The organism is Rhizobium sp. CB2179, assembly GCF_057653455.1.
Genome location: NZ_CM172781.1, coordinates 306,689 through 329,539, shown reverse-complemented (window position 1 = coordinate 329,539; position 22,851 = coordinate 306,689). Strand labels below are relative to the sequence as shown.

Annotated in this window: 22 protein-coding genes; 5 read left to right on the top strand and 17 right to left on the bottom strand. The window is 61.3% G+C overall.

Going from position 1 to position 22,851, the window contains the following annotated elements; all coding sequences use genetic code 11:
* Positions 1-106: 106 nt before the first annotated feature.
* The 13 genes from visR to AC244Q_RS01600 form a co-directional block, all read right to left on the bottom strand.
* Positions 107-853 (bottom strand): transcriptional regulator VisR, encoded by a 747-nt coding sequence (gene visR, locus AC244Q_RS01660; protein WP_012756051.1) that lies wholly within the window; start codon positions 851-853, stop codon positions 107-109.
* A gap of 8 nt (positions 854-861) precedes the next feature.
* The gene (gene visN, locus AC244Q_RS01655) at positions 862-1,608 is read right to left on the bottom strand and encodes a transcriptional regulator VisN (RefSeq protein WP_128406388.1); all 747 of its coding nucleotides are present in this window, start codon (positions 1,606-1,608) and stop codon (positions 862-864) included.
* Positions 1,609-2,053: 445 nt separating this feature from the next.
* Positions 2,054-3,745, bottom strand: a complete 1,692-nt coding sequence (gene fliF / locus AC244Q_RS01650; RefSeq protein ID WP_012756049.1) for a flagellar basal-body MS-ring/collar protein FliF — start codon at positions 3,743-3,745, stop codon at positions 2,054-2,056.
* 209 nt (positions 3,746-3,954) lie between these two features.
* The gene (cheT, locus tag AC244Q_RS01645) at positions 3,955-4,344 is read right to left on the bottom strand and encodes a chemotaxis protein CheT (RefSeq protein WP_017992935.1); all 390 of its coding nucleotides are present in this window, start codon (positions 4,342-4,344) and stop codon (positions 3,955-3,957) included.
* 16 nt (positions 4,345-4,360) lie between these two features.
* Positions 4,361-4,915, bottom strand: a complete 555-nt coding sequence (gene cheD, locus AC244Q_RS01640; protein ID WP_003545509.1) for a chemoreceptor glutamine deamidase CheD — start codon at positions 4,913-4,915, stop codon at positions 4,361-4,363.
* Positions 4,912-5,301 carry a response regulator gene (locus tag AC244Q_RS01635; RefSeq protein ID WP_003556488.1) on the bottom strand — a complete coding sequence of 130 codons (390 nt, stop codon included), beginning with the start codon at positions 5,299-5,301 and terminating at the stop codon, positions 4,912-4,914. The genes cheD and AC244Q_RS01635 overlap by 4 nt, the downstream gene beginning before the upstream one ends.
* Positions 5,302-6,345 (bottom strand): protein-glutamate O-methylesterase CheB, encoded by a 1,044-nt coding sequence (gene cheB / locus AC244Q_RS01630; RefSeq protein WP_003556486.1) that lies wholly within the window; start codon positions 6,343-6,345, stop codon positions 5,302-5,304.
* Complete coding sequence (gene cheR, locus AC244Q_RS01625) at positions 6,342-7,250, bottom strand: protein-glutamate O-methyltransferase CheR (protein ID WP_012756046.1); 909 nt, start codon at positions 7,248-7,250, stop codon at positions 6,342-6,344. Before cheR ends, cheB begins: the two co-directional genes overlap by 4 nt.
* Positions 7,247-7,714: a chemotaxis protein CheW gene (locus AC244Q_RS01620; RefSeq protein WP_012756045.1), complete on the bottom strand. Its 468-nt coding sequence runs from the start codon at positions 7,712-7,714 to the stop codon at positions 7,247-7,249. The genes cheR and AC244Q_RS01620 overlap by 4 nt, the downstream gene beginning before the upstream one ends.
* 4 nt (positions 7,715-7,718) lie before the next feature.
* Positions 7,719-9,995 carry a chemotaxis protein CheA gene (locus tag AC244Q_RS01615; protein ID WP_012756044.1) on the bottom strand — a complete coding sequence of 759 codons (2,277 nt, stop codon included), beginning with the start codon at positions 9,993-9,995 and terminating at the stop codon, positions 7,719-7,721.
* Positions 9,996-10,012: 17 nt separating this feature from the next.
* Positions 10,013-10,378 (bottom strand): chemotaxis response regulator CheY1, encoded by a 366-nt coding sequence (cheY1, locus tag AC244Q_RS01610; protein ID WP_003545492.1) that lies wholly within the window; start codon positions 10,376-10,378, stop codon positions 10,013-10,015.
* On the bottom strand, positions 10,375-10,671 hold the full coding sequence (locus AC244Q_RS01605) for an STAS domain-containing protein (RefSeq protein WP_003545491.1): 297 nt from the start codon (positions 10,669-10,671) through the stop codon (positions 10,375-10,377). Before AC244Q_RS01605 ends, cheY1 begins: the two co-directional genes overlap by 4 nt.
* A gap of 63 nt (positions 10,672-10,734) precedes the next feature.
* Entirely contained in the window at positions 10,735-12,369 is a 1,635-nt protein-coding gene (locus AC244Q_RS01600) for a globin-coupled sensor protein (RefSeq protein WP_128406013.1), read from the bottom strand.
* An 828-nt stretch (positions 12,370-13,197) separates the two neighbouring features.
* On the opposite strand from AC244Q_RS01600, the gene AC244Q_RS01595 reads away from it, so the two are divergent.
* Positions 13,198-14,619 (top strand): ArnT family glycosyltransferase, encoded by a 1,422-nt coding sequence (locus tag AC244Q_RS01595; protein WP_128406012.1) that lies wholly within the window; start codon positions 13,198-13,200, stop codon positions 14,617-14,619.
* Between the two features lie 81 nt (positions 14,620-14,700).
* Here the strand turns inward: AC244Q_RS01595 and AC244Q_RS01590 are convergent, their stop codons facing one another.
* Positions 14,701-15,000 carry a helix-turn-helix transcriptional regulator gene (locus tag AC244Q_RS01590; RefSeq protein ID WP_012756041.1) on the bottom strand — a complete coding sequence of 100 codons (300 nt, stop codon included), beginning with the start codon at positions 14,998-15,000 and terminating at the stop codon, positions 14,701-14,703.
* A 34-nt stretch (positions 15,001-15,034) separates the two neighbouring features.
* On the opposite strand from AC244Q_RS01590, the gene ybaL reads away from it, so the two are divergent.
* The 4 genes from ybaL (at position 15,035) to AC244Q_RS01570 (ending at position 20,795) form a co-directional block, all read left to right on the top strand.
* On the top strand, positions 15,035-16,855 hold the full coding sequence (gene ybaL / locus AC244Q_RS01585; RefSeq protein WP_128406011.1) for a YbaL family putative K(+) efflux transporter: 1,821 nt from the start codon (positions 15,035-15,037) through the stop codon (positions 16,853-16,855).
* A gap of 54 nt (positions 16,856-16,909) precedes the next feature.
* On the top strand, positions 16,910-17,290 hold the full coding sequence (locus AC244Q_RS01580; protein ID WP_128406010.1) for a hypothetical protein: 381 nt from the start codon (positions 16,910-16,912) through the stop codon (positions 17,288-17,290).
* 83 nt (positions 17,291-17,373) lie between these two features.
* The gene (gene secD, locus AC244Q_RS01575; RefSeq protein WP_012756038.1) at positions 17,374-19,920 is read left to right on the top strand and encodes a protein translocase subunit SecD; all 2,547 of its coding nucleotides are present in this window, start codon (positions 17,374-17,376) and stop codon (positions 19,918-19,920) included.
* Positions 19,921-20,078: 158 nt separating this feature from the next.
* The gene (locus AC244Q_RS01570; RefSeq protein WP_012756037.1) at positions 20,079-20,795 is read left to right on the top strand and encodes a sensor histidine kinase; all 717 of its coding nucleotides are present in this window, start codon (positions 20,079-20,081) and stop codon (positions 20,793-20,795) included.
* A 3-nt stretch (positions 20,796-20,798) separates the two neighbouring features.
* On the opposite strand, the gene AC244Q_RS01565 is transcribed toward AC244Q_RS01570, so the two are convergent.
* The 3 genes from AC244Q_RS01565 to AC244Q_RS01555 all read right to left on the bottom strand — a co-directional run bounded on the left by AC244Q_RS01565 (position 20,799) and on the right by AC244Q_RS01555 (position 22,828).
* A complete protein-coding gene (locus tag AC244Q_RS01565; protein WP_003556461.1) occupies positions 20,799-21,236 on the bottom strand; it encodes a response regulator in 438 nt (145 codons plus the stop codon).
* 30 nt (positions 21,237-21,266) lie between these two features.
* Positions 21,267-21,971: a helix-turn-helix transcriptional regulator gene (locus AC244Q_RS01560; protein ID WP_012756036.1), complete on the bottom strand. Its 705-nt coding sequence runs from the start codon at positions 21,969-21,971 to the stop codon at positions 21,267-21,269.
* A 479-nt stretch (positions 21,972-22,450) separates the two neighbouring features.
* The gene (locus AC244Q_RS01555) at positions 22,451-22,828 is read right to left on the bottom strand and encodes a response regulator (protein WP_128406009.1); all 378 of its coding nucleotides are present in this window, start codon (positions 22,826-22,828) and stop codon (positions 22,451-22,453) included.
* Positions 22,829-22,851 lie beyond the last annotated feature (23 nt).

Genomic DNA, 22,851 nt, shown 5'->3' with positions numbered 1-22,851 from the left:
TCAAGACAACCGAGCTTTCGCATTCGCCTTGGACAGCAATTCAAAGCGTTACAGCGTCGCTTGCGCGTCTGAAAAAACGCGCGACGCTGAAAACGACCGCGCGGGTTCAGCTGATATAACCGAGCCGGATCGCCTTGGCGATCGCCTGGATGCGATTGACGGAATCGAGCTTGATGGTCGCCGAGCCGAGATAGGCGTTCACGGTGTGCACGGACAGGCCGAGCTTGTCGGCAATCTCTTCGCTGATGCGGCCGTCGCCGGCCAATTGCAGACAGGCGATCTCGCGTTCGCTGAGCGCCTCGGCAGCCGCCGTGCGGCGCTCGTCGAGCGAGAGCAGATCCATCATGATATGGCAGCATCGACCGTGCAGCTCGACGATGGTATCGCTCGAAGGATCGATCTCATCGCCGGTGAAAAGGATGAAACCGTTGCCGACGGCGCCAAGCCGCACCGGAAAGGCAAGTCCGGAGAAGGGCAGAATACCGTCCTGCAGCCGCGTCATGAACGGCGAGAAGTCCGCCGGACCGGGTGCCGCACGGTCGTAACCGCCTGCCCATGAGAGCGGCAGCAGCGACTTGTCGATATGGTCGAGAAGAATATCGCCGTAGGCATCCGTGAAGGCCTTGCCGAAACCGGCATTGGAAGACCCCCAGTTCTCGAGCTCGCAGACAAGCCGCTGCTTTGCCGGAATGCCCGAGCCGCTGACGCGGAAGATCGCGAAGCCTTGCGCATCGGCGAGCTTCTGCATCGCGATCAGCCGCGGAAAAAGATCGGACCGGCTGGAAATCCTGTTCACACGTACCATGCGCAGCTGCTCGGCGCTGCTCATGGTCCTGCCTGATGGATAACCCATATATCCCCCTATACGAGATTATTGCGGACGGCGAAGGCAATGGCCTCGGACCGGGTCTTGGTCGCCGTCTTGCGCATCACGCTGGTGATGTAGTTGTTGATGGTATTGCGGGATATTCCGAGAATCATCGCGATCTCGTCGCTGGTCTTGCCCTCGGCGATCCAGAACAGGCATTCCAGCTCGCGGTCGGTCAATTCGAAATCGCGATCGACCTTCGTACCGCCGCAGCGAAGGAAGCTCGCGACATAACCTGCAAGCAAGCCTACATCGCGCAGGCGCTCCGGCGAAAGGATGAATCCCTCCCCGAACAGGAACATCAAGGCCAGCCGCGACCGGCCGACATTGAAGGTCACCGAACAATATTGGCGGCTGGCGCCATCCGGGACCTCGGCACTGTCAGGCAGAAGAGCAAAACTCGGCTGGAAGACCTGCATGCATTTTTCCAGCTCGGTCGACCGGGCATAGCCGCGGACCAGATCATTGGCGATGTCCCTGACCAGGTCGAAAGGCCAGTCAGACGAAACGATGAAATCGAGGCCACTTTCCTGGAGGAGATCGCAGCGCGCCAGAAGGTAGTACGAAGCACCCACGTAGTCCGTCAGTGCGCGCAGACCAGACTGCAACCTGCCGGTGCTGGCGACGCCGTGGAGGCGCTGGAGCAGCTCATCACGCGGCAACAGATCCGGCACCGCCGCACTCGCGAAATTCGCCATCTGCCTCTCGCCTTTGCTCGCCTGAATTACATTCATATCCACTGGCAATGTCCTGCGGCTGAGAAACGATCGAACTCGGTGCAACAGCAATTTTTCTGTAAGGGATTCAAGTCAACTTCCGCTCGAATCCCATTTCGAATCACCTAAGGGTAAGCCAGTCGATGCAAATCACCATCTCCGACTTCTAGGGATTTACTTTCGCTGTCGCCAATGCACTGATTCGACCACTCGTTCCAGCCTTCAGATAGAGGGAGGCTAAGGTGATTCTGGCGGTATCGCAACTTGCTTCGCGTTTTACGCGAGTCCATCTCATTAAGTTGCGCTACAGCCGCATTTCAGTTGTCGGGTCTAACGTCTTATTCGAATTCCCGACCCTGATGTCATGCCGGGTCTCTTGCATCTCCAGTCACGGCTTTTCAGCAAACAGCGGTTCGGGAATCAAGCTTCGGTACCGACATGAAAAAAGGCCGGTTGCCCGGCCTTTGTTTTACGCTGCTTCGTCGATCGCCCATTTCCTGAGGATTTTCGCGGCGCGTTCCTCGTTGATCTCGACCATACGGGAAAGCTTGCGTTCCGGGCCTTCCTTGACGCGCCGATTGAAGTTTCCGTCGTCGTCGCCGAGGCTGAGCAGGTCCTCGGTACTGTCGAAGCCGAAGTCGGACCCGAAGCCGTCCATGAGAGCGCCTCCGGGTGCTCCCGATGCAGGCGCGAAGTCCGGAAGCTCGAGGCCGGCCGCTTCCGGCGTCGCGTCGCCGAAAGCCGCAGAGCTGCCGTTGCCGCTGACGCTGCGCACCAGTGGCCGCAAGCCCATCCAGACCACCAAGAAGGCAACCGCGACAAAGGCGAGCGAGTTGATGATGCCGGCCAGATTGCGGCTCAGCATATCCATGACGCGGACACCACCGGTGGCGTCTTCGAGCAGCTGATTTTCGAGGAAGTCCATCGCCGTGACGGTGACGACGTCGCCGCGCTTGGCGTCGATGCCGGCCGCCGAAGCGACGATCTTCTGCATTTCGGCGAGATAGGCGTCGACCTTTGTCTGGTCGGCGGGCTCACCGACCATCTTGGCGATGCGGCCCTTGTTGACCACCACGGCGATCGAAAGCTTTTCGACCTTATAGCTGCTGCGGGTCGTCGCCGTCGTCTTGCTGTTGATTTCGTAGTTGGTCTGCTCTTCGCGCTTGTCGGACTTGTCTTGCGATTCGGGCCCGGCGGAGCCGCCGGCCTCGGGAGCCGCCTGCGGAATGTTCTGCTCGACCGTCGTCGCGCTATCGGACTGCTTCTGCTGCGACTGCTGGGCTTCCTTGGTCGAGCGGACCGAACGTTCGACCTTGGATTCGGGATCGTAGGTCGTTTCCTGGATCTGCTGGGCGTCGGTGTTGAGATCGGCGGTGACGCTGGAACGGAAGTTGTCCATGCCGAGGAAGGGTGCCAGCGCCTTGTCGATGTTGGATTCGACTTCCTGTTGAACGTTCTGGACGATGTTGAGCGAGCGGTTCAGCGAGCTGTTGCTCGCCTCGTCGCCGGAAGCGAGGAGCTGGCCGGCGGAATCGAGGATGGTGACGTCATCGACGTCAAGCCCCGGCACGGCCGAGGCGACGAGGTGGCGGATCGAGGTCGCCGCGCTGCGCCCGGTGGTAGCGCTTGCGCGAATCATGACGGATGCGGTCGGCTTCTGCTCCGCCTTCCGGAAGTTTCCAACCTCCGGCATGACGATATGGACGCGCGCGGCGGTGATGCCCGAGATCGACTGGATGGTGCGGGCGATTTCGCCTTCCAGCGCTCGAACCCGCGTCACCTCCTGCATGAAGGAGGTCAGGCCGAGGGAGCCGACATTGTCAAAGAGTTCGTAACCGGCATTGGCGCTGTTCGGCAGGCCGCGCTCGGCAAGCATCAGGCGGGCCTTGCCCGTCATTCCAGCGGGAACGCTGATGCTGGTGCCGTCGGTGCCGACCTGGAAATTGATGTTGGCTTCGGCAAGCGCCATGCTGATCTGGTTGAGATCGGGCGAATCCAGACCGACATAGAGTGTTTCCTGTGCCGGCTTGTTGACGAAAAGAGCGGCCGCAAGGACGATTGCAATGGAAACGGCACCGACGCCTCCCAGAATCATCAGGCGTGTTCGGCCAAGGGAACCGAAGTTCTTAAAGATCTGAACTAATTGATTTAACAGATTCATTCTGTTCTCGCACGATTCGTCAAAGACAAAGCAGGCTTATTGCCTCATCAGACGAATAGTCGGCGAAACTTGTGCGAGCGTTTCGTGAGAGCGTGCGGGAGCGAAAAGGCCTAAAGTAATTCCAGTAAAAATGCGCAGCGGTTTTGCGTCCGGGATAGCGCAAGAACAAGGAGAGAGCGTTTCCGTCAGTCGGAGAAAAACGGAGCGTTCTAGAAGAAATCGAAGTCGCCGGCTGCCTTGCTCAATGGCTGGGAATGGCCGTGGCGTGTGGCCCCGCCCAATGCCTTCTGCATCTCTGCCAGTTTGACGAGGCTGAGCGCGGTTGCGACGTCGACTGCCCAGCCGTGCGGGATTTCGCCGGTGATGGTGTCGATGAATTCGGCAAGGCCGCGTGATTTCTGCACGGCCAGATCGATGCCCTGCATGACCTTCATGGCATCCGGCGAGTTCAGGATTTCGGCGCTGCCGAGGTCGAGAAGCTGGGGCTCGATGCGTTCGATGAGGTAGGCGACATCGTGCAGTTCGGACACGATGCGCATCAGGATGTCGCTCAGCGCTTCGACAGGCGCGGGCGGCTCCATCATCTGGGTAAATGTCATATGAAAATCCTCGCCATCAAAAAAATTCGATACTGGTTTCGACGGGTTTCTGCGGAGCGGCGGGACGCTGCTCGAGAGCGACGGTTCTCTGCGTTTCGGCGCCGGTCAGGGGGTATTGCCGGGCACGACCGGAGACCGGCCAATATTCAAGCTTGCGTCCATGCTCTCCGCCGGTCGAGGAACCGACCACCGGAATGCCTTCATCCCTCAGGAACTGCACGGCGAAGGCCGCGTTCTGCTCACCGACATTGGAGAATGTCGAGATCGTCTTCGCGCCGCCGAAGATCTTTGCCTCCAGCCGGTCGCGCCGGGCGCCCTGCTTCAAGAGACCGTTGATCAGCAGTTCCATCAGATGCACGCCGTAGCGCGTGGCATCGCCGCCTGATGTCGGCGACGTCGCCGAACCGGGCAGCAGAAAGTGGTTCATGCCGCCGACACCGGCGACAGGATCTCTGAGGCACGCAGCCACGCACGAACCGAGAATGGTCGAGAGGACCGCATTCGGATCGTTCAGAACCTTGTACTCGCCCTGAATGATGTGCACGCGGCGGGCTGCCCCCTCAGTGATCATTTCAGGGCTCCAAACACGGCTTCGATGGCCGCTTTCATCTTCTCGATCGTGAACGGCTTGGCGAGCACGTTGTTGGCGCCGAGCTGGGCCGCCTTCTGCACCAGTGCGCGGTCGCCCTGGGCGGTCAGGATGATGAAGGCCGCCTTCTTGGTGTTCGGGTTGGTGCGCACGGCCTGAAGGAAGCCGATGCCATCCATCTTCGGCATGTTGAAGTCCGAGATCACCAGGTGGTGCGGCTGCTCGGCCATGATCTTCATGCCCTGCTCACCGTCACCGGCCGAGGTGATCTGCTTGAAACCGAGCTGGGTCAGCGCGTCGCTGAGCAGCAACCGGCTCGTTACCTGATCGTCGACGATCAGAACTTTGATTTTCTCCGCGATCGACATTTATTCGGTCCCTTCCTTTCGGGCGGCTGTCATTTTCAATATTTCTTCACCAATGGCAGACAGCGGCAGCTGCTGCTCAACGGCGCCAAGTTCGTGGGCAACCCTTGGCATTCCGTAAACGACGCAGGTTTTTTCGTTCTGGCCGAGCGTTCTGGCGCCGGCGTGGCGCATTTTCAACAATCCGGCGGCGCCATCGCGGCCCATTCCGGTCAAAATCACGCCGACGGCATTACGGCCCGCCAGTTCAGCGACCGAATCGAATAGCACGTCCACCGAGGGGCGGTGACCGTTGACCGGTGCCCGGTCAATGAGTCGGCAGCATGGTGCCGAGGCGTTGCTGACCTGGAGGTGACGCTCGCCGCCGGGCGCCAGATAGATCTTGCCGATTTCGAGACGGGCACCGTCGGTCGCTTCCTGCACCACCGGCGCACAGAGGCGGTTCAGCCGTTCGGCGAAGCTCTTGGTGAAGGTCGGCGGCATATGCTGGGTGATGACGGTCGGCGGGCAATTCGCCGGAAACTTTTGCAGCACGGCGATCAGCGCCTCGACGCCGCCGGTGGACGAGCCGATCGCGACGATCTTGCGGCCGACGCGGAAGTCGGCAACCGAGGGCGGTGGCGCGACGGCGGCGACGGGCTGGGAATATTGGCGCTGCGTGCGCGCGGCGGCCTTGACCTTCTCGGCGAGGTCGCCAAACGGCCTGAGTTCGCCCGGCGCCGGCTTGCCGACACAGTCGAACGCGCCGATCTCCAGCGCCGCAAGCGTCGCCTCGGCGCCGCGATGGGTCATTGTGGATACCATGATCACCGGCATCGGCCGCAGCGTCATGATCTTTTCGAGGAAATCGAGACCGTTCATGTTCGGCATCTCGATGTCGAGCGTCAGGACGTCGGGGTTCAGCCGCTTGATTGCCTCCCGCGCTTCCAGCGCGTCGCCGGCCTGGCCGATGACGTTGACCTCGGGGTCGGAACTCAAGACGGCGGTGATCAGCCCCCGCATCGTCGGCGAGTCGTCAACAACGAGAACCCTTGCTGGAGCGCTCATGCCTTCCTCCCGAGACCTTTGGACGTGTAGCGATAGGTCGTGATGCCAATATTGTCGAAGACGTGTTTTGCCTCACCCGAAACACGCTCGGAATGACCGATATAAAGATGACCGCCCTCCGGCAGCAGGCCGGCGAAACGCTGCCAGATCTTCATCTGCGTCGGCTCGTCGAAATAGATGACGACGTTGCGGCAGAAGATGACGTCGAACTTGCCCTTGAACGGCCATTGCGCCATCAGGTTCAGCTCGTTGTAGGTGATCAGCCGCTTGACGCGGTCGTCGACCTGGAACTTCCGGCGGCCCTGTATCTCGACTTCGCTGAACCATTGTTTGCGCATGGCGGGCGATACGGTTTCGAGCGCGCTCTCGTCATAGGCGCCGGCGCGGGCGATCGCGAGGATCTTCGGGTCGATGTCGGTCGCCAGGATCTTGAAGTCGTAATCGGCGACGTTCGGCATCAGCGACAGCACCGTCAGCGCGATCGAATAGGGTTCTTGCCCGTCGGAAGAGGCGGCCGACCAGATGCGCACCCTGCCGCCCGATCTCGCCCGCTGCAGAAGCTCCGGCAGGACATGGTCGCGCAGGTGATCGAAATGATGGTTTTCGCGGAAGAAGCGAGTAAAATTGGTCGTCAGATGCGAAAGCATCTCGCGGCGCGGCGCAGCACCGGCCGGCGAAGCGACGAGGTCGCAATATTCCCGGAAGCCGGACAGGCCGAGATTGCGGATATGCTTCGACAGGCGCGAATAGACGAGCGACGCCTTCGTTTCGTTGAGGAAGATGCCGGCATCCGAATAGATCATTGCGGCGATTTCAGTGAGGTCGCGGCGCGTCAGCGGATATTCTCCGCTCGCCAGGACCTCGTCGGATCCCTGTCTCTGATCTTTTGCGCCCATTACACTCATGCGGCTTCGCTTTCGGTCTCTGGAAAGAGGGATTCGAGTTCGATCAGGCAGATCATGCGCTTCTCGATGGCGAGAATGCCGCGGGCAAATTGACGCTCGAGCTCGGAGGAGATCTCGGGCGTCGGCTGGATGGTTTCGTCGGTCACCGTCAGGATATCGGAAACGGCGTCGACCAGCAGGCCGACGACCTTACGCCGGACCTGGGCGACGATGATGACATGACGGGCAGTCGGATCGGCCGGCTTCATGCCGAGCCGGGCCGCAAGATCGATGATCGGCAGCACCGCGCCGCGCAGGTTGATGACACCCAGCATATAGCCAGGCGAATGCGGCATCGCGGTCGCCGGGGTCCAGCCGCGGATTTCGCGAACCGACATGATGTTCACGCAAAATTCCTGATCCCCGATGCGGAACGCGATCAGCTCGCGATCCCCCTCGTTCAGATTTTTTACAGTGTACGACATTCCCTTATCCCACCGCTGCTAACGACATTTCCGCTTTGAGCGACTGGCCGCGCGAGGCGCCGACGACTGCGTCGACATCGAGGATGAGAGCGACGCGCCCGTCACCGAGGATGGTGGCGGCGGCAATGCCCGGCACATGGGTGTAGTTCGCTTCCAGGCTCTTGATGACCACCTGGCGCTGACCCTGGATGGCATCGACCATCAGGGCGCGCTGGCCGCCGCCTTCGGATTCCACCAGAAGCGCCACGCCCTCGACCGGATTGGCCTGGGTGGCGCGGAAGTTCAGGATGCGGCCGACATCGACCAGCGGGCAGAAGCTGTTGCGGATCGAGATCAGCCGGTGGTTGGCACCGAAGGAGTGGATCGCGGCCGCTTCCGGCTGCAGGGTTTCGACGATCGCCGTCAGCGGCACGACCAGCGTCTGGCCGGCGACTGTGACTACCATGCCGTCGAGGACGGCGAGCGTCAGCGGCAGGCTCATGGTGAAGACCGAGCCGTGACCCGGCTTCGAGGTGATGTTGATGCGGCCGCCGAGCGCCTGGATCGAACGTTTGACGACGTCCATGCCAACGCCGCGGCCGGAGATGTCGGAGATCTTGTCGGCCGTCGAGAAGCCCGGCAGGAAGATCAGGTTGTCGATTTCCTCGTCCGACAGGTTGGAATCGGCCGGGATGAGGTCGTTGTCGATCGCCTTCTGGCGGACCTTCTCACGGTTGATACCGGCACCGTCGTCGGCAAGCTCGATCAGGATGCGTCCCGAACGATGCTTGGCGGTCAGGCGGACAGTGCCTTCGGTGTTCTTGCCGGCGGCTGCACGCTTTTCGGGCGTTTCGATGCCGTGGTCGACGGCGTTGCGGATCATGTGGGTCAGCGGTTCGGCCAGCTTGTCGATGACCGTCTTGTCGACTTCGGTGTTTTCACCTTCGGTGATCAGGCGGATCGACTTGCCGGTCATGTCGGCGATTTCGCGGACGATACGCGACATGCGCTGGAAGACCGGCTTCACCGGCTGCGCGCGGATCGCCATGACCGAGTCCTGGATCTCGCGGGTGAGCTGCTGCAGCTCCTCGAGGCCCATATTGATCGAGGAGGTGCCGGTCGTGTCGTTCTCGATTACGCTCTGCGACAGCATCGCCTGGTTGATGACCAATTCGCCGACGAGGTTGATGAGGCGGTCGACACGGTCGAGATCGACGCGGATCGTCTGGCCGGCACCGGCGGCATTGTTCTGAGCGGCAGCACTTGCTGCGGCCGCTGCGGCGGCGGCCGATTCCTTCTTCTCTACGCGGGCGGCGACAATCTGCGTGACGTTGGAGGCAGTCTCGGCTGCGGCAACGGCTGCGGCCGTCTCCTCGGCCCGCGCGTCTGAGGCGGAAACCTCTTCGATTGCGCCGGCTTCGTCCAGGATCGACAGGTCGAAAGGAACCGGCACCATCGGCAGTTCGTCGTTGCTGGTCGCCTCGGCCCTTGCTTCTTCGACCGGCTTTACCGTCAGTTCGCAATCCCACTCGGCGAATTCGAAGACGGTGCGGATGGCGTCCTCGCCCTTGTCCGTCTTGATCGTGACATTCCAGAAGAAATAAGCGCCTTCCGGATCGAGTTCCTCGAGGCCCGGGAGGTCATCCGTATTGCAATAGATCGTCATTTCGCCGAGGCGCGAGAGATCGCGCAGCAGCAGGGTGGCGTCATTGCCCTTGGAATAGAGTTCGTAGCGCGGCTTGAAGATGACTTCATAGGCCGGCATGCCGCCGGCATCGCCCTCGCCGCCAAAATCGTCGAAGGAAAAGGGGACCGGCTGGAAGCCGCTGTCGTCCGTCGGCTTGGGGGTCGGCGCCGGAGCGGCCTTTGCGGCTGCCTTCGGCGCAGGCGCCTCGACTGACGCCGAGGGAGACGGCATTTCACCGTTGGCCAGCGCCTCGAGCTCCCTGACGAGGCCGCGGCTGCGGCTTTCATCGACGCTGCCGCCGTCGCGCGCAACGTTCGTCAGGTCAGCGAGCACGTCGGCCGACTTCAGCATCACCTTCAGGACGTCCTGGTTCGGCTCAAGCTTGTTGGATCGAACGCAATCGAGAGTGGTCTCGAAAACATGGGCGAAGGCTACCAGATCGTCAAGGCCGAAGGCGCCGGCGCCGCCCTTGATCGAATGCACGGCACGGAACACCGCATTGACGGTTTCCGGATCGCGATCGCCATCATTCATTTTCAGAAGACCGGATTCCAATTCTGCGAGCTGTTCCTCGCACTCCTGGAAAAAGATCTCTTTGATTTCGTTCATATCCATAGGAGCAAATCCTGGGTTTAAGCGGTTACACGCTCAATGGCATCGATCAGCTTGGCCGGGTCGAAAGGCTTGACTATCCAGCCCGTGGCACCGGCCTGGCGGGCGCGGTTCTTCTTTTCCGCGTCGCTTTCCGTGGTCAGGACCAGGATCGGGATCGCCCGATATTTCTCGTTGCGGCGGACACCTTCGATGAAGCCGAAACCGTCGAGGCGCGGCATGTTGATGTCGGTCACGATGACGTCGGGATTGGACTCTTCGAGAACCTCAAGGCCCTCGATGCCGTCTTCCGCCTGGATCGTCTCGAAGCCAGCATTGTTCAGTGTCACGAGAAGCATGTTTCGGATGGTGCGGGAATCATCCACGGTCAGCACTTTTTTCTTCATTGCCGAATCTCCTTGGCAAGCAGGTGGTCAATATTGACGCCAACCAGCTGCATGGTTTTCTGAAATGCGTCGGACACCTTGGAGAAGGTGAACGGCTGCTTGTCCTGCTCCCAGGTCTTCTCGGCGGACATCAGAACCTGGGCGCAAAGCGCACCGATCCGTTCGACGCCGGAAGCGTCTATCGAAAGACCGCTACCCCGGAGGGAGAGGAGTTTATCGCGCAAGGCGGAAGCCTCGTTGAGGTCGAGCACCGCTGTCAAATCAAGCGTTTTGCCACTCTTCTTTGCTGCCATCAGCTTTTCCTTGTCCCCTTGTCCCCGGCCCGAAAAGACGAGCTGCGGCAATCATCCGATAGGTTAGTAAACATTCCGCCCACCTCCGACGCTTGCGAACGCTTGCGGAAGGCCAAAATCGTCATTTTCGTATTCGTCCACGACCGGTGCCGGGCGGGTAGCGCCCTCAAGGGCCCGCGGCGGTGTCACGCGCACCGGCGCAGGGCGCCCGGCAGTGGCGTTTTCCCGGGCGATGCGGAATTCGCGAATCGTCTGGCCGAGCTCGAGAATGACGCTGTGGAGGTGGTCGGCGCCTTCGGCCGAGCGCTCCGCAAGGCCGGCGCTATCGGCCACCTCGCCACCCAGGCCCTTGACGTCTGATGTCACGCTGTCGAGGCTTGCGGCATGTTCGCCGGTTCGGGTGGCGATGCCTGATATGGCGGCGTTGATGTCGGTGACCTGGCGCACGATGCTGCCGATCGAATCCTGTGTGCGGCCGACCATCTGCACGCCAGCGTCGACCTGCGCCTTGGTCGTCGTCACCAGCGTCTTGATCTCGCGGGCGGCTTCGGCCGAACGCTGGGCAAGGGCGCGGACTTCCTGGGCGACGACGGCAAAACCGCGGCCGGAATCGCCGGCGCGCGCGGCTTCGATGCCGGCATTCAGCGCCAGAAGATTGGTCTGGAAGGCGATCTCGTCGATCGCCCCGATGATCTGGCCGATCTTTTCGGCCGACTGCTCGATATCGGCCATGGCGCTGATCGCGCGGCCGACGACTTCACCGCTTTCCTCGACGGCAGCGCGCGTCGTGGCGGCCGCCTGTTCGGCAGCGCGGCTGTCAGCAGCACCATCGCGCACACTGCCGGCGATGCCGGCAAGGGCAGCGGCGGAAAGCTGCAGCCGATCGGCCTGGCCGGACGCCGTGCCGGCGAACTGCCGCGACAGACCGGCAAGCGAACCTGTCGCCGCTTCGGCCTTGACCGTGCGCTCGGTAATAGCGGTGAATTCGGCCTGGAGGCCGTCCAGCGCGCCATTCAGCGCGGCGGCGATCCCGCCATAGGCGCCGTCGCCGTCGACAGGCGCGCGGCGCGTCAGGTCGCGTGCGGACAGGCCTTCGATGACATCGCCGAAGATCCTGATGATCTCGGCCTCGTTGGCGGCGCGCTGATCGGCGAGCGCGCGCTGCTCCCCGGCGCGCAGCGCATTGAAGCGGAGCGAGACGGCAATTTCCACATCGACCATGACGATGCGGATGATCGCCGTCATCAGGTCGGAGATTTCGCGGGTGCGGCGCTTGGCCGACGGCAGCAGCGGACGGCCGGCAATCTGCTCGGCGAGGCCGGAAACGACATGCTCCAGCATGACGCCATGGCCGGCCACGTGCCAGCGCGGGTCAAGACCCATCTTGCTTTCGGTATCGGAGAGAACCTTGACGCGCTCGGCATAGAGGCTGTCAAACCGCGCATCCGTCAGCACGTCCCAATGCGAGGACTGCAGATCGTGCAGACGCTCGACCTGGCGTTCGCTCTCGAAATTGCGCGAGGCGTCGGGGAATGACTGGAACCGGTGGAAGAGATCCCTCAGGCCCGCCTTCAGATGGGCTTCGAGCGCCGGCCGGTTACGGCGCACCAGCTCGCACTGGTCGGCATCGAGACCGGCAAAGCGCAGGCGGTCGCGCAAGCTGCCTGCCTGCGCTCCACGAGCCTGATCTGATGGCATGTCCTGCCTCAACGCCTGTCCCCAACCACTTTCCGGGCGAAAGCCCGGCCAAAAACTTGTGCAGCATCCGATGAACGCGAAGCGTTGAGACGGTTCTCACCACCGGTTACAACCGGCGGAGCGAAGCCCCCTGATCAGCTATGTTTCGGAGCTGTCTGAAGAGATGGATACCGGATCAACCCGGTACGGCGGGACGGCGTCATGCCTGGTGGGAACGAGTGCATCTTCCCATTCCGACGTGTAGACCAATGTTTATGGTTAATTCCTTGCTTGAAGGTTAATAAGCCTTTCGGAGAACAGGCTTTTCAAGCAATTCAAGGCAGTTCGCAGCAAATACTGTTGCGGAGTTGCATGGCTGCTACAAGGCACACGCAAGCTCCGTGTTATATGCCGGTCGATAACCAAGACATGACGTCGACAAGGACAGAGCAATGATTGTTCTCGGATTGGGTGCCTGCTTGATTGCAATGACGCTGCTTGCCGCCGTCGCCCGCCTCGATTCCATCGCCGCAAACCGCGACATCCGCGCCCTTCGGGTGTTCTAAGCGCGTCGCAATCTTTCAGATACCTCCTTGCGCTTTAGCTCTTTGTTTTACGCATGTCGTTGTCGCAAAACCGCTGCACAGTCTTGCGCGACATGCTTTAGAGCGCCGTGCGTCCTTTCGGACGCACAAAGGACGCTCTAACACTTTGAATCTACGCATCGTGCTTTCCGAAAATCGGAATCGATTTTCGGGCCGATGCGCTAGACCCACCCTTCCCCGTTGGCAGTCCGGCACCTTTGGTGTATCGCACTCGCGCCTTTCATGTCAGCGGAACTATCGGTTCATGTCCCCCAGATCTGGTCTCCTCATCGTTCTTGGCTTCACGCTCTGGCGCGTCGTCATGCTCAATTTCGATACGACGGACCTTTTCGTCGACGAGGCGCAGTACTGGTTCTGGTCGCAAAACCTCGACCTCGGCTATTATTCCAAGCCGCCGATGATTGCGTGGGTGATCCGGGCGATGACCGAGCTTTCCGGCTCCAACGCCATCTATGGGATCAGGCTGCTCGGACCGCTGATCCACATGGCGGCGGCACTGGTGCTGATGAAGACGGCAAAACGTTTCGTCGGGCCGGAGATCGAAGGCTGGACGGGCGCCACCTATATCACCCTCCCGGGCGTCGCGCTGTCTTCGGTGTTCTTCTCGACCGACGTGATCCTGCTGTTCTTCATCGCGATCGCGCTGCTTGCCTATTTCGGCTTGACCCAGCGGCGCTCGGTCGGGCTGGCGCTCGTCATGGGCCTTGGCGTCGGCCTCGCCTTCCTGACGAAATATGCCGTGCTGTTCGTCGTTCCGGGCGGAGCGCTTGCCCTCCTCCTCATTCCGGCGGCGCGCATCGCCATCCGGGATTTCATCATCGCGGTCGCGGTCGCGGCGGTCGTCGCCTTGCCGAACCTCTGGTGGAATCTGCAGCACGACAACACGACGGTGCGGCATACGCAGGATATCGCCCATTGGAGCGAACTCGGCATCAATCTCCGTCGCGGGCTTGAATTCTTCGCCGCCCAGTTCGGCGTGGTCGGGCCGATCATCTTCTTCGCGATGCTCTGGGCGGTCTACCGCATGATCAAGGGCAGGAGTGACGATCGGGAAAAGATGCTGGTCTGGCTGTCGATGCCGGTCGTCGTGCTCATCACGCTGCAGGCGACGGTCGCCAAGGCCTATGCCAACTGGGCGGTGACTGCCTATGTCGCCGGCACCATCCTTGCCGTCTGGCTGCTTTACCTGAAGTGGCCGAAGGGGCTCAGGCTGTCGCTGACCATCAACGGCATCGCCAGCCTGCTCTTTCCGCTGGCGACGATCTTTCCGCATCAGTTGCTGCTGCCGAACGGCGACGCGCTGATGAAGCGCTATCTCGGCCGCGCCGAGGTCAGCCGCGAGACCGCCGCACTCGCAGCTCAGGCCGGCACCGACATCATCGTCACCGACAATCGCGATATGGTCGCCGATCTTTTCTACACGCTGCGCGATGCATCCTACAGGATCTATGCGCGGGCGCCGGCGGGCCTTCCGGAGAGCTATTACGAGCAGGAATTCGCTCTGCCCGCCGACATCACCGGCAAGGTGCTTTTCCTGACGGACGGGGCCTTCACCTGCGCCACCGAGACGCCCGAGGTGCTGAAGAACTGGCAGCCGACGGAGGGCAACTACAAGGGTAAGACACTTTCCATCTACAAGGTCTCTGCCGCCTGCCTGGCACCCTGAGCGTGTTCAGTCTGCCCGATGACAGCACCAAGCCTCTTTTCAGAGGCGCAACGCAGTAACACTTTGAATTGCTGCATCATTTTATGCAGTGGGCAGGTAAACGCCGGTGCCTGCCCCTTGGATCTCCACGAATTTGACGCCGCCTTCCTCGAAGGCGAGGCGCAGTTGCGCTTCCGTCGCGCGGTGGATGTCGTGGTGCCGGCCCTCATAGTCGCGGATGGTGCTGCGCGAGACGGCAGCCCTGTCGGCAAGATCGGTTTGAGTCCAGTCGAGCAGGCCGCGCGCCGCGCGGCAGAGAGCGGGAGTGAGAATTGTTTCTCTTGCGCCTTGACCCATGATTTCAAGTTGCCCATATTGGTCGATATAGACCATATATGTCATATTACAATCGGGATTTCCAGATCGGAAGACAGCAATGCCACACGATACGCCCTTGATTTCGACAATCGTCGGCGGCCTCGTGCTGGCTTTCATCTTCGGCGCCTTCGCCCATCGGCTGCGGATGCCGCCGCTCGTCGGTTATCTGATCGCCGGCGTGCTCGTCGGGCCACATACGCCAGGTTATGTGGCAGATCAGAACCTTGCGCCGGAGCTGGCCGAAATCGGCGTCATCCTGCTGATGTTCGGCGTCGGGCTGCATTTTTCCCTGAAAGACCTGCTGTCGGTGCGCGGCATCGCCGTGCCCGGCGCGATCGTGCAGATCGCTTTTGCGACATTGCTCGGCTGGGGGCTCGGCGCCTTCATGGGCTGGCCGACCGGCGGCAGCCTGGTTTTCGGCCTGGCGCTTTTGGTCGCCTCCACCGTCGTGCTCTTGAAGGCGCTGCAGGAGCGGCGCCTGGTCGAGACCGAGCGCGGCAGGATCGCCGTCGGCTGGCTGATCGTCGAGGATCTCGCCATGGTGCTGGCGCTGGTGCTGATCCCGGCCGCAGCCAGCATCGGCGGTGAGGGGCACGCTCCCGTCGAGCCGCTCTCAGCCGCGCTCAGCCGCCTGTTCGGCCTCGATCTCGGCATCGGCGGCATGATCGCCATGACGCTGGTGAAGGTGGCGCTGTTCGTGGCGCTGATGCTGGTCTTCGGCCGCAAGCTCATTCCCTGGACGATGCATCGCATCGCCCATACCGGTTCGCGCGAGCTTTTCCGGCTCGGCGTGCTGGCGATCGCGCTCGGTGTCGCTTTCGGAGCGGCGAAGCTCTTCGGCGTGTCGCTGGCGCTCGGCGCCTTCTTTGCCGGCATGGTGCTTGCCGAAAGCGAGCTCAGCCATCGCGCCGCACAGGAAAGCCTGCCGCTGCGCGACGCCTTCGCCGTGCTGTTCTTCGTCTCGGTCGGCATGCTGTTCGATCCGAACATCCTGATCGACAAGCCGCTGCCGATCCTCGCCACCATCTTCATCATCGTCATCGGCAAGTCCGTCGCCGCGCTCCTGATCGTGCTCGCCTTCAAGAAGCCGCTCAGTACGGCGCTGACGATTTCGGCCAGCCTCGGCCAGATCGGCGAATTCTCCTTCATCCTCGCCGCCCTCGGCGTCGAACTGGGGCTGCTGCCGGAGGAAGGCCGCGATCTGATCCTTGCCGGCGCCATCATCTCGATCATCCTCAATCCGCTACTGTTCTTCCTCTGCGACCGCATGCGGCCGCTGCTGGATGGTGCAAAGCGCGAAGACGTCGCGGCAGACCCTGCTCCCGCTGCAGATGCAATAGCAGCGCCGGAGGAGATACCGCCCGAAGATGACGAGGTGCACCCGACCGCTCTCCGCGGCCACGCCATTCTCGTCGGCTACGGGCGGGTTGGCAGCATCGTCGGACAGAATCTCAAGTCGTCAGCCACACCTTTTCTGGTCATCGAGGACTCTGACAAGCGCATCGGCGAGCTGAAGGCGCAGGGCATCGAAACTCTGGCGGGCAATGCGGTGATGCGGGAAACGCTCGACCTAGCCAATCTTTCCGGCGCCCGCAGCATTGCGATCGCCATCCCCAACGCCTTCGAGGCCTGCCGCATCGCCGAGCAGGCACGCAGCGTCAATCCATCGATCCTCATCGTCGCCCGAGCCCATTCCGACGCCGAAGTCGATGAGCTGAAGCAATATGGCGCCGACACCGTCATCATGGGCGAGCGTGAAATTGCGCTTGGCATGGTTGACCGGCTCGCCCAAGTGCATCATGAGAGTGTGCCCTATGAAGACAGCCATGGGCCTGATACAATTGCCCCGACGGATGACCCTCCGCCGGAAAGAGAATGAGAGATTGGCGCGCTTTTGAGCCGATACGGGAGTGACATCGCCGGGACGGAGAAGATGGAGCTGGAACAGCACCGTCTGACGAGCCGTATCGCCGCTTCCGTCCTCGTCGCCGTCCTTGCCTATCTTGGCCTGCTTTTCGGCGGCAATCTGGTGATCTCGCCGGCGGCGGCCGCCAATACGCTTTCCTCTTCCGGTCGAGATCCTCAGCCGCCGCAGCTGACTGCGCGCGATACCGTGCGTGGGCTGCTTGCCACGGAGCGCAAGCTTGTGCCGAAGCAGGCGGCACATGACGGCGGATCGCCTGCCCTTGCCGCCGCTCCGACCCTTAACTTCGCCGGCTGGAATATATCAGCGGCTTTTCCGGCATTTGAAGCTTCGCTTCACGCCGCAGTCTCCAGGACCCATCAGCCGCGCGCACCGCCGGTCGCTGCCTGACGCTCGCGCCGATCGGCGCTTCCGACCATTGACGACATGCCGCCAGCGCCCGAGCGCCGGCCCTCGATATCAAGGAATACAACATGCGTACTTCACGATGGCTGGTGATCACCTATTCGGTGATCATCCTACTCGGCCTATTGATCGCCCTGCCGAACGTCCTGCCGCAATCCGTCCTCCAGCGCGTGCCGGCCTGGCTGCCGCATGAGCAGGTGTCGCTCGGCCTCGACCTTCGCGGCGGTTCGCACCTCGTTCTGGAAGTCGACGAAGCCGACCTGACCAAGGAGCGGCTGCAATCGCTGCTTCAGGACGCGCGCCGTGTGCTGCGCGAAAAGGGCATTCAGCCGAAGGCCGTGGTCCGCAGCCAGAACCAGATCGTCGTGACGCTTGCCGATGCCGCGCAGAGCGATGCTGCCGTCACCGAACTCAAGACGCTTGCCAACCCGATCAGCACCGGCCTCAGCGCCGGCCAGGCCGATCTGGCCGTCACTGCGAACGGCGCCACCATCACCGTCGGCTTCTCGCCGGCCGGCATCTCCGCCAATGTCGACAATGCCGTCCAGCAGAGCCTCGAAGTCATCCGCCAGCGCGTCGACCAGGTCGGCGTCTCCGAGCCGACCATCCAGCGCATCGGCGCCAACCGCGTGCTCGTCCAGCTTCCGGGCGCGCAGGATCCGTCACGCCTGCGCGAACTTCTCGGCTCCACCGCCAAAATGTCGTTCCACATGCTGTCGCCGAACAATGCGCCCGGACCCGGCGTGACCATGCTGAAGGACGACGAAGGCCGGTCCTTTCCGGTCCTCGACCGCGTCGAAATCTCCGGCGACCGCCTTTCGGATGCCCGCGTCAGCTTCGACCCGAACACGCATGAGCCGATCGTCAGCTTCAGATTCGACAGCGCCGGCGCCAGCCGCTTTGCCGAGATCACCCGCCAGAACGTCGGCAATCCCTTCGCCATCGTCCTCGACGACAAGGTGCTGAGCGCGCCTGTTATCCGCGAGCCGATTACCGGCGGTTCCGGTCAGATCTCCGGCAGTTTCTCGGCCGATAGCGCCACGACGCTGGCCGCCATGCTGCGCGCTGGCGCCCTGCCCGCCAAGCTGACGGTCATCGAAGAGCGCACCGTCGGCGCCGACCTCGGAGCCGACGCCATCAAGATGGGCATTTATTCCGGCATCGTCGGCTTTGTGCTCGTCGCCGTCTTCATCTTCGTACTCTATGGCACCTGGGGCTTCCTGGCGAATATCGCGCTGTTGATCCACACGATCCTGACCTTCTCGGCGCTAACGCTGGTTGGTGCGACGCTGACGCTGCCGGGCATTGCCGGTGTCGTTCTCGGCATCGGCCTTGCGGTCGACGCCAACGTTCTCATCAACGAGCGCATCCGCGAAGAAACGCGCAAGGGCAAGAGCGCCTTCGCCGCCATCGATACCGGTTTCCGCCGTGCCTATTCGACCATTATCGACGGCAACATGACGGCCCTGATCGCTGCGGCCATCCTGTTCTTTTTCGGCTCCGGACCGGTTCGCGGCTTTGCCGTGACCATGGCGCTCGGCCTGATCATCTCGATGTTCACATCGGTCGCCTTCGTGCGTGTGGCGATGATCGAGATCACCCGCCGCAGCAAGCTCAAGGTGCTGAACATCCGGCCGCTGATCCCGTTCAGCCCCTATGACAAGCACATCCAGTTCATGAAGGCGCGCTTCTTCGGCATCACCGTTTCAGCGCTGCTTTCGATCGCCTCCATCGTGCTCTTCATTCATCCGGGCCTCAACTACGGCGTCGATTTCCGCGGCGGCATCCAGATGGCCGTCAAGACCACCGGCCCGGCCGACCTCGGGACGTTCCGTGAAGGCCTGAACACGCTTGGTCTCGGCGAAATCTCGCTGCAGTCCTTCGGCGACAAGAACAGCATTCTCGTTCGCGCTCAACGGCAGGAAGGCGGCGAAGAGGCACAGACGGCAGCGGTGACCAAGCTGAAGGCAGAAGTCACCAAGATCGATCCAACCGCCACCATCGAAGGCACCGACGTCATCGGCCCGAAGGTCAGCGGCGAGCTTGCCTGGGCCGGTATCCTGTCGGTGGTGATCGCGAGCTTCGCGATGCTCATCTACATCTGGGTGCGGTTCGAATGGCCGTTTGCCGTCGGCGCCATCGTCACGTTGGTGCTCGACGTCACAAAGGCGATCGGCTTCTTCGCGATCACCGGTCTCGACTTCAATCTGACGGCCATCGCCGCCATTCTGACGCTTGTAGGTTATTCGGTGAACGACAAGGTCGTCGTCTATGACCGCATGCGCGAAAACATGCGGCTCTACAAGTCGATGCCGCTGCGCGAGATTATCGACAAGTCGATCAACGAGACCCTGGCGCGAAGCCTTTACACCAATGCGACGGCCTTCCTCGCGCTGGTGCCGATGGCGATCTGGGGCGGTAGTGCTGTCTCGAGCTTCGCGATCCCGATGGTCTTCGGCATTCTCGTGGCCGGCGCCTCTTCGATCTTCATCGCGGCACCGATCCTGCTCTTCCTTGGCGACTGGCGCCGCCGCCATGCCAAGGCATCGGCAACCGATGCGGCAGTCGAGATCATTCCGCCGGAACAGGGTCGTCCGCGCAAGTCCGCGAGCTAAAATCCCGTTGACGCATCCTTGATAGGGCGCCGGTTGCACAGCCGGCGCCCTCTTTCTATTGTCGGCTACTGCATTATGTGCCAATTCAAGGTGTTACAGCGTCCTTCGTACGTCTGAAAGGACGCGCGCGCTGTAATTGAGATCGGGGAAGCCGCCAGATGTCATCCAACCCGACAAGACCGCCGGAAACCACCGTTGCCGGAGACAGCGAGGAGCGCATCAAGCGTTTTCTCGCGACTGCCTCGCACGACCTGCAATCACCGCTCCGCCATATCGCCATGTATGCCGAGCTGCTGCTCGACGATCTCGAGGAGACGCTCGACGGCGAACAGCTTCAGAGCCTCCGGATGATCATGGAAAAGGCGCAGACGGCGCAGCGCCTCACCAAGGCATTGATGAGCCTTGCCGCGGGCACACCTCAGGTGACGCCTGAAGAGGTCGATCTGCAGGCGCTCGCCGAAAATGTCTGGGGCGAACTGACCGACGAGACGGCGGTCGGCGCAGCGACGCTTGAAAGCGACGGCCTGCCCTCCATCCGTACCGACCCTGCCCTCCTCGGTCTGGTGCTGCGGCACCTTTTGACCAATGCCCTCACCTACCGCGGGGAAGCGCCGCCGCATGTGGCCATTGCCGCGGAGCGCGAGCGGACGGACTGGTTCATCCGGATTTCCGACAATGGGACAGGCATCGATCCGGCTTATCGAGAGCGGATATTCGAGCCGTTCTGGAAATTGCCGAAGGCGGGGGCGGTCCCGGGCGCCGGTCTCGGATTGACCACGGCGCGTGAGTTTCTGGCGGCGCTTGGCGGCGATATCAGCCTCGAACGTTCGGATGAAAGCGGCAGTCGCTTCATCATCCGCCTTCCCATCGCTTGATGGTTAGATACTATAATCGTCCTTCCAGAAATCCGGGACGTCATAGGTCACATATTCGCGGATGATGTGCTGTAGCGTCTGGGCATCGATTTCGTCCTTGCCGATGCGGAAATCGACGCCGTAATCCGGGAATTCCTGGAAATAGCCGCCCGATATATCGGTCGAGACGACGCCGATCGGGCCGGTGTAGCCGATGCCGCGCAGCTCCGGCACCGTCTCGCGGAAATCGGCATTGGGCAGAAGGCGATTGTCGAGCAGGATGAGATCGAAGCGCGCCAAGCGGATCTTTTCCAGCGCGTCACCGATCGATGGCGAATATTCAACCTCGACTGCCGGCTCGGAGAGATCGGCGATCTTCTTCTTGAGCGCGCGGAATTCGATAAATTCGTCGTCGACAAAGAGAACCTTTACGGCGTTCCTCCGGCCCGTTTCGGTGATCATCGTCTCATTTCCCCAATCCCGAAACCAACTTCACGAAACCAAACCATTCCTCAAGGCGATCGCCACCATATGAACGCGGTTGACAGCGTCGAGTTTGCGCGCGGCCGCGGTGATGTGCGAATTGACCGTATGTTCGGAGAGACCGAGAATGATGGCGATTTCCGCCGACGTCTTACCTTCGCTCGTCCATTTGACGATTTCCGATTCGCGCTGCGTCAGCCGTCCGGACATTTCCGGCGTCAGGATTTCCTCGTAGAGCTTGTCGAAAATGCGCATGGCGTCGAGAAGTATGTCGGCGATCTCACTCTGATCCGGCTCCTGACGCTCGCCGCTGAGCACGAGGCAATATCGCCGCCCTTCCGGCGTAAACAGCGGGATGAAGAGAAAGACGCCGCTCAGGAATTCGTTGAAAACCAGATCGGACGGATAAACTTCCGGCTGTGCGCTCCTGCCATGGACCGGCGTTGCCAGGAACTGGGCGGTCTTTGCCCGGACGGTGCCCAGCGCTTCCTTCAACGTCGTGATGAAAAGGCCGACACGCCGCTCGGCGACATTGGTGATGACGACATCACGTTCACCGAAAGGGGCCGAAGCCTCGGAAATGCGGGCCAGCGCAAAATTGTCGAAGTTGTAATGCTGCGCCGCCGATTTCAGCAGACGGAAAAAATCGGTGCGGTTGATCGCCCGGCTCAGCTCCGGTCCGGCATGAAAGGGAATTGCCGGGGCATTGTTCATTCCCACTCTTCCTCTCCTCCCGCCAATGCCTCTAATCCCGAAATCTTGGGATATACGTCTTAAACGCGAAGAGCTACAAAAATTGCGAGACGGTTGATGAGAGATATCGAAAACGGGGACTTTCGATATGTAAGGCGGAAATCATCAATTATCTCAACGACAGGTGATGCACGGGCAGATTTTACTGAGGGGCAGTAGTTCTTACCTGGGTATCGTATTCTTCCTGCATTCAACATCCATGAATGCGAGAAGGCAGTGCCAGACGTAAGCGCGAGAGAGCCGATGACCCATTCAGCTAAGGGGTTGGCTGATGTTCGTGGCGGCGAACGCGGGTTGATCGGTTCTCTCAGCGCTTATTTCGCGTTCCATATTCTTCGCTTCGGTTGCATCTTGTGATGCGTCCTCGACCTTGTCAATTGCGGTTTGTCAGATGGCTTGGACGAATGAGAGGAAACAGGGCTTGCGGCTTTCGACGTTTTCTACATCTCAAGATTGAGAATGATCTTGGCAAGGTCAAGTGGCTTTTCCAGATAGACATCGGCGCCGGCATCGAGTGAGCGGGCGCGGTCCTCGGCAGCATCCGATCCGCTGCAGATAGCAAGTCGCATCGCCTTGAAACGATCATCCAGGCGCAACCGCGTGATCAGGCCAATGCCGCTATCGAGCGGCATGTAGAGATCGGCGACCAGAAGATCGGGCGAGGTCTTGCCTTCTGCCGCGCGCGTCTCCAGCGCCTCAAGCGCGGCCTCGGCTGTGGAGAAACAGAATAGATCGATGTCTATCTGCTGCTTTCTGCTCATATAGTCGAGATAGAAGAGGTCATCCTTGCTGTCGTCGACATAAAATAGGGTGGTCATCTAGCACCGTAATTTGGATATTG

What these genes read in the sequence shown, in the direction of transcription:
- cheY1 (WP_003545492.1), bottom strand. Translation starts at nt 10,378, where the DNA reads ATGAAGAAAAAAGTGCTGACCGTGGATGATTCCCGCACCATCCGAAAC.
- visR (WP_012756051.1), bottom strand. Translation starts at nt 853, where the DNA reads ATGGGTTATCCATCAGGCAGGACCATGAGCAGCGCCGAGCAGCTGCGC.
- ybaL (WP_128406011.1), top strand. Translation starts at nt 15,035, where the DNA reads ATGCCACACGATACGCCCTTGATTTCGACAATCGTCGGCGGCCTCGTG.
- AC244Q_RS01570 (WP_012756037.1), top strand. Translation starts at nt 20,079, where the DNA reads ATGTCATCCAACCCGACAAGACCGCCGGAAACCACCGTTGCCGGAGAC.
- AC244Q_RS01600 (WP_128406013.1), bottom strand. Translation starts at nt 12,369, where the DNA reads ATGCCATCAGATCAGGCTCGTGGAGCGCAGGCAGGCAGCTTGCGCGAC.
- cheR (WP_012756046.1), bottom strand. Translation starts at nt 7,250, where the DNA reads ATGAGTGTAATGGGCGCAAAAGATCAGAGACAGGGATCCGACGAGGTC.
- cheD (WP_003545509.1), bottom strand. Translation starts at nt 4,915, where the DNA reads ATGATCACTGAGGGGGCAGCCCGCCGCGTGCACATCATTCAGGGCGAG.
- AC244Q_RS01620 (WP_012756045.1), bottom strand. Translation starts at nt 7,714, where the DNA reads ATGTCGTACACTGTAAAAAATCTGAACGAGGGGGATCGCGAGCTGATC.
- fliF (WP_012756049.1), bottom strand. Translation starts at nt 3,745, where the DNA reads ATGAATCTGTTAAATCAATTAGTTCAGATCTTTAAGAACTTCGGTTCC.
- cheT (WP_017992935.1), bottom strand. Translation starts at nt 4,344, where the DNA reads ATGACATTTACCCAGATGATGGAGCCGCCCGCGCCTGTCGAAGCGCTG.
- AC244Q_RS01580 (WP_128406010.1), top strand. Translation starts at nt 16,910, where the DNA reads ATGGAGCTGGAACAGCACCGTCTGACGAGCCGTATCGCCGCTTCCGTC.
- AC244Q_RS01605 (WP_003545491.1), bottom strand. Translation starts at nt 10,671, where the DNA reads ATGGCAGCAAAGAAGAGTGGCAAAACGCTTGATTTGACAGCGGTGCTC.
- AC244Q_RS01590 (WP_012756041.1), bottom strand. Translation starts at nt 15,000, where the DNA reads ATGACATATATGGTCTATATCGACCAATATGGGCAACTTGAAATCATG.
- AC244Q_RS01565 (WP_003556461.1), bottom strand. Translation starts at nt 21,236, where the DNA reads ATGATCACCGAAACGGGCCGGAGGAACGCCGTAAAGGTTCTCTTTGTC.
- AC244Q_RS01595 (WP_128406012.1), top strand. Translation starts at nt 13,198, where the DNA reads ATGTCCCCCAGATCTGGTCTCCTCATCGTTCTTGGCTTCACGCTCTGG.
- secD (WP_012756038.1), top strand. Translation starts at nt 17,374, where the DNA reads ATGCGTACTTCACGATGGCTGGTGATCACCTATTCGGTGATCATCCTA.
- AC244Q_RS01635 (WP_003556488.1), bottom strand. Translation starts at nt 5,301, where the DNA reads ATGTCGATCGCGGAGAAAATCAAAGTTCTGATCGTCGACGATCAGGTA.
- AC244Q_RS01615 (WP_012756044.1), bottom strand. Translation starts at nt 9,995, where the DNA reads ATGGATATGAACGAAATCAAAGAGATCTTTTTCCAGGAGTGCGAGGAA.
- AC244Q_RS01555 (WP_128406009.1), bottom strand. Translation starts at nt 22,828, where the DNA reads ATGACCACCCTATTTTATGTCGACGACAGCAAGGATGACCTCTTCTAT.
- AC244Q_RS01560 (WP_012756036.1), bottom strand. Translation starts at nt 21,971, where the DNA reads ATGAACAATGCCCCGGCAATTCCCTTTCATGCCGGACCGGAGCTGAGC.
- cheB (WP_003556486.1), bottom strand. Translation starts at nt 6,345, where the DNA reads ATGAGCGCTCCAGCAAGGGTTCTCGTTGTTGACGACTCGCCGACGATG.